This is a genomic window from Neptunomonas sp. (genome assembly GCF_041601355.1).
Taxonomy (GTDB): domain Bacteria; phylum Pseudomonadota; class Gammaproteobacteria; order Pseudomonadales; family Balneatricaceae; genus Neptunomonas.
Genome location: NZ_JBFIIH010000192.1, coordinates 1 through 5,027 on the forward strand (window position 1 = coordinate 1; position 5,027 = coordinate 5,027).

Below are 5,027 nucleotides of genomic sequence, written 5' to 3' on the forward strand. Positions count from 1 at the left end.
ACGCTGGGTAAGATCGATATTCAAGGCAAAGATGCACGTGAATTCCTCGGTCGCATCTACAGTAATGCCTGGGCTAAGTTAGCGGTAGGTAAGTGTCGTTACGGCTTGATGTGCGGTGAAGACGGCATGGTGTTCGATGATGGGGTGTCGGCTTGTTTAGGTGAAAACCACTTCTTGATGACCACCACCACAGGCGGTGCCGCACGCGTGCTGGAATGGCTTGAGTTGTATCACCAGACCGAATGGCCTGAGTTGGAAGTGTATTTCAATACCGTGACCGATCACTGGTCGACCCTGACTATTTCCGGCCCTAACAGCCGTAAGCTGCTGTCAGAACTGACCGACGCGGATGTGACGAATGAAAACTTCTCCTTCATGGACTGGAAACAGATCAACGTAGCCGGGGTGCCTGCACGCGTCTTTCGTATCTCCTTCACCGGTGAGCTAACGTTTGAAATCAACGTACAGGCTAACTACGGTATGCATGTATGGCAGAAGTTGTTCGAAGCGGGTGCGCAGTACAATCTGACACCGTACGGCACGGAAACTATGCATATTCTACGTGCTGAAAAAGGCTTCATCATTGCCGGTCAGGATACCGATGGTTCGGTTCACCCGTTTGATTTGGGGATGGGCTGGTGTGTATCGAATCAAAAGCCGTTCAGTTATGTGGGCAAACGCGGAATGAACCGCCAGGACTGTGTGCGTGAGAATCGTAAGCAGTTAGTGGGCCTCAGGACCAAGGATCCTAAAGTGGTGATCCCTGAAGGCGCACAAGCCGTGCTGGATCCTAGAGCACCGATTCCTATGCCGATGGTCGGTCATGTTACGTCCAGCTATTGGAGTGCCCATTTAGGTCACTCTATCGCGATGGGCTTCATCAAAGGCGGTTTAACTAAGATGGGTGAGACGGTGTATTACCCGCTAGCGGACGGTACTGTGATTGAAGCAGAAATCTGTAGCCCGATCTTTCTGGATCCGAAAGGGGAGCGTCAAAATGTCTGATATGAATGTGATGACAGCAGCAGAAATGGCAGCGACAAAAGCGGCCGTCATGGACCAGGTACCTGGCCCTGAAGTACAGGGGCAATCTCCGTTGCACCATGCGGACCTGGCATCATTGGCCAGGGCCGGTACTGTGTTAGGCGCCGCCGCCGGGGGGATTCAGCTGCGTGAACATAAGCTGCTGGGGCACCTGACGCTGCGTCTTAATCCGGAAAATACGGATCAGCTAGCCGCGGCAGAACGCGTGCTGGGGGTGGCGTTGCCACTGCAGCCACTGACCTCCGTCGAGAAAGGGAGTTATTCAGTACGCTGGATGTCACCCGATGAATGGTTAATCCTGGTACCGGGTCTTGAAGCATTTGATGTGGAATCCAAATTTCGCGATGAGATGGGCGGTCACTATTCACTGGTTAACAGCAGTGGGGGTTCGACGGTGTTGGAGTTGTCCGGTGCTGATGTGGTTGAGCTGTTGAAACGATGCACACCGATTGATCTGCACCCGACGGTGTTTCCGGTGGGTAAAGTCGTGTCCACGGTATTTGCTAAGAGCTCAGCCATCATTCGCCGCACGGGAGAGCAGCGTTTTGAGCTGGTGATTCGACGCAGCTTCTCAGATTACATCTGGCTGTGGCTTCAGGAAGTCAGCCGTGAATTTGGTCTGGTCGTAAAAGCCTGATCTCTGATTATGCTGGCCTCATGCCGCGTTAAGCGTCGTGAGGCAGTATTTTTTTCTAGGACACAGCGGGTATGAGGTTTATATGAATAAAAAAAACAAGCCCTGGATTTTTACAGCTAACTGCACGAGTGTCATAGGTACTGTAGATGTAGTGACACGCTTTATGGCTCAGTCTGGAAACTATATAGATGAAATCCATTCTTTTGATGATCGTGAGTCCAACCGGTTTTTCATTAGAATTGAATTCCAGCCTAACTCTGCCAGCTTTAATGAAGCACAGTTTACGGCAGGGTTTTCGCCTAAAGCGGCCGAGTTTGATATGCAATGGCAATTGACTAAACCTGAGCACCGCCCGCGGGTAGCGATTTTGGTGTCTAAATATGACCATTGCTTAAATGACCTGCTTTATCGGCACCGTACAGGCCAGTTAAATATTGATATTCCGGTGATTATCTCTAACCACCCGGATCTTGAACACCTGGCGCAATGGCACGGTATTCCTTATTACCATTTGCCGATCACTAAAGAAACTAAGCCTCAGCAAGAAGCTGAAGTCATGAAGCTGCTCAAAGAATACGATACTGAGTTGCTGGTGCTTGCCCGCTACATGCAAGTGCTCTCAGCTGAGATGTGCAATCAATTAGATGGTTGGGCCATTAATATTCATCACTCTTTGTTACCGGGGTTTAAAGGTGCACGTCCTTATCACCAAGCGTGGGAAAAAGGCGTGAAAATGGTGGGTGCCACGGCGCATTATGTAAATAACGACCTGGATGAAGGGCCTATTATTGCTCAGGGAATTCAGTCGGTGGGGCATGCCCAATATCCTGAAGATTTAATATCCAAAGGGCAGGATATTGAACGTGTCACCCTGTTTAATGCGGTTCGTCATCATATTGAAAAGCGGGTGTTTATCAATGGTAGCCGGACTGTCGTTTTTAGTAATTAAGCAAGGCTAGTAGGGTGTGGCAGCGCTAATTTCCAGAACCCTAGCCCTTTGTCAGAAGCTCGTCTTTCCCCGTGAATACAATAAGAACAAACAGCGCGATAGGTGCGCAGTGGAGATAGTATGTCAATCAGTGTGTTTGATCTTTTTAAAATAGGTGTAGGCCCATCCAGCTCCCATACCGTGGGTCCTATGATAGCGGCAGCTGAGTTTGCGAGTTATTTAGAACAGCAGAAGATGCTGCAAGATGTAAAGCGAATTAAGATTGATTTATACGGATCTCTGAGTGCGACTGGTATCGGTCATGGTACTGATAATTCGATAATTATCGGGCTGATGGGGGAGCGCCCACATAGTGTTGATCCAGAGATTATATTGCCTGAAGTTGCCGCAGTGAAAGAGAGCAAAACCCTGAAATTATTAGGCCAGAATCCTATTGAGTTTATCTGGTCCCGGGATATGAACTTACTGCAAGAGAGTCTTCAGTATCATCCTAATGCGATGCGTCTGACGGCATACAATGATAAAGCTGAAGCGCTGTACGCTAATACGTATTATTCGATTGGCGGCGGTTTCATTATCGATGAGAGTGAAGCGACTGAGGATGCCTATTTGGTTCCTCAGGTTAAGTTGCCTTACCATTTCAATACGGCGACTGAGCTGCTGGAAATGTGCAAAAACAACAACTTTACTATCAGCCAGTTGATGATGGAAAACGAGAAAATATGGCGCTCGGAAGAGGACGTACGTCATGGTTTGCTGGAAATCTGGCAAGCGATGAAAAATTGTATCGCCAGCGGACTTAGTAAAGCGGGCGTATTGCCTGGAGGACTGAATGTAAAACGCCGCGCAGCTGCACTGCATGTGTCTATGAAAGAAACGGTTAATCCTAATCTGATCACATCTACTTTGGGCGCAATGGATTGGGTTAACCTCTATGCACTGGCTGTTAACGAAGAGAATGCCGCCGGCGGTCGTATGGTGACAGCACCGACTAATGGGGCTGCGGGTATTATCCCTGCGGTATTGATGTATTACGTAGAATTTATGCAACATGAATACGATCAGGCGCGTGATGATGGGATTGTCAGATTTATGTTAGCCGCTGCTGCAATCGGTGCTTTGTGTAAGCTTAATGCATCTATTTCTGGTGCAGAAGTGGGTTGTCAGGGCGAGGTAGGTTCTGCCTGTGCAATGGCTGCTGCCGGTTTATGTGAAGTATTAGGAGGTACTCCTGAGCAGATCGAAAATGCTGCAGAGATCGGGCTTGAACATAATTTGGGGCTGACGTGCGATCCTGTAGGTGGGTTAGTGCAGGTACCTTGTATTGAGCGTAATGCAATTGCTGCAATGAAAGCGATCAACGCAACTCAGATGTCACTGCATGGCACCGGAGATCACTTTATCTCACTTGATAAAGTGATTAAGACGATGCTCGATACCGGCATGGATATGCATGATAAGTATAAGGAAACATCCAGAGGTGGGTTGGCAGTCAATGCGGTTGAGTGCTGATTTTATAGATTGATCAGGTGTGACATTATTGCATCTAATGGGCGGTGCTTACTCAGAAGTCGTATGATCTTTTGAGTGAGCCGCTTACGGCTAGACCCGTATTAGTTCGCTGGTTCCTCAGATATCCTTACACGCTTTAAGCGCTGCTTTTTCACCCTTCATCTTTTACCTTTTTCCAAGTAGCCGGTCATCCCTCCGATGACGTGAATGAAGAGTACCTGGCCGTTAGCAGCAGCGACGCTGCGAAACACTGCTTGCGCTGGGTATAGCCATCCTGAACCGACAAAAATGAATTAAGCGAAGCGGATCATTGTGTATGTCACATGACGTCTGTCACTGAAGCTGCGGCCCACAGGGAGTGCACATGCAGTAACGGAGGTGGAAACTTGGTTTGTTATATTTATTTTGTAAATGTCCCCATTACAACTATTGATTTCTATTATGTCTTGGTTGGGGGTAGTCTGAATCTAAGCAAGCTTGCTTTTGTGGCGTCCAGACCCACAACCGAACGTAAGATTATTCGCAATCAATTCAGAAAATAATAAGAGGGTTTTACACATGAAGATGCAGATGCCACAGACGTTGTCGATTCCCAATGGCGACAAGGTGCAACCAACTTTTTCCAAAGCAGAACTTAACGCCCGTTTGGAAAAGTTACGTCGCTATATGGCCGAAAATGACATGCAGGCCGTGTTGTTTACTTCTTACCATAACATCAACTACTACAGTGATTTCGTCTATTGTCGCTTTGGTCGTGACTATGGTTTGGTCGTGACTGCTGATTCTTATACGACAGTGACTGCGAATATCGATGGGGGTCAGCCGTACCGTCGTAACCAGTTGGGCGATAACGTCGTTTACACCGACTGGCAAAAAGACAACTTC

5 protein-coding genes are annotated in these 5,027 nt (G+C 48.1%); all 5 read left to right on the top strand.

All coding sequences use genetic code 11. The features are described from left to right. The coding region (locus ABY436_RS18825) for an aminomethyltransferase family protein (RefSeq protein WP_372740466.1) at positions 1-1,005 on the top strand (1,005 nt) is incomplete at its 5' end. Further along, positions 998-1,681 carry a sarcosine oxidase subunit gamma gene (locus ABY436_RS18830; protein WP_372740467.1) on the top strand — a complete coding sequence of 228 codons (684 nt, stop codon included), beginning with the start codon at positions 998-1,000 and terminating at the stop codon, positions 1,679-1,681. The genes ABY436_RS18825 and ABY436_RS18830, both read left to right, overlap by 8 nt. Positions 1,682-1,763: 82 nt before the next feature. Further along, the gene (gene purU, locus ABY436_RS18835) at positions 1,764-2,630 is read left to right on the top strand and encodes a formyltetrahydrofolate deformylase (RefSeq protein WP_372740468.1); all 867 of its coding nucleotides are present in this window, start codon (positions 1,764-1,766) and stop codon (positions 2,628-2,630) included. A 120-nt stretch (positions 2,631-2,750) separates the two neighbouring features. After that, positions 2,751-4,142, top strand: a complete 1,392-nt coding sequence (locus ABY436_RS18840; protein WP_372740469.1) for an L-serine ammonia-lyase — start codon at positions 2,751-2,753, stop codon at positions 4,140-4,142. A 558-nt stretch (positions 4,143-4,700) separates the two neighbouring features. Further along, the coding region (locus ABY436_RS18845) for an aminopeptidase P family N-terminal domain-containing protein (protein WP_372740470.1) at positions 4,701-5,027 on the top strand (327 nt) is incomplete at its 3' end.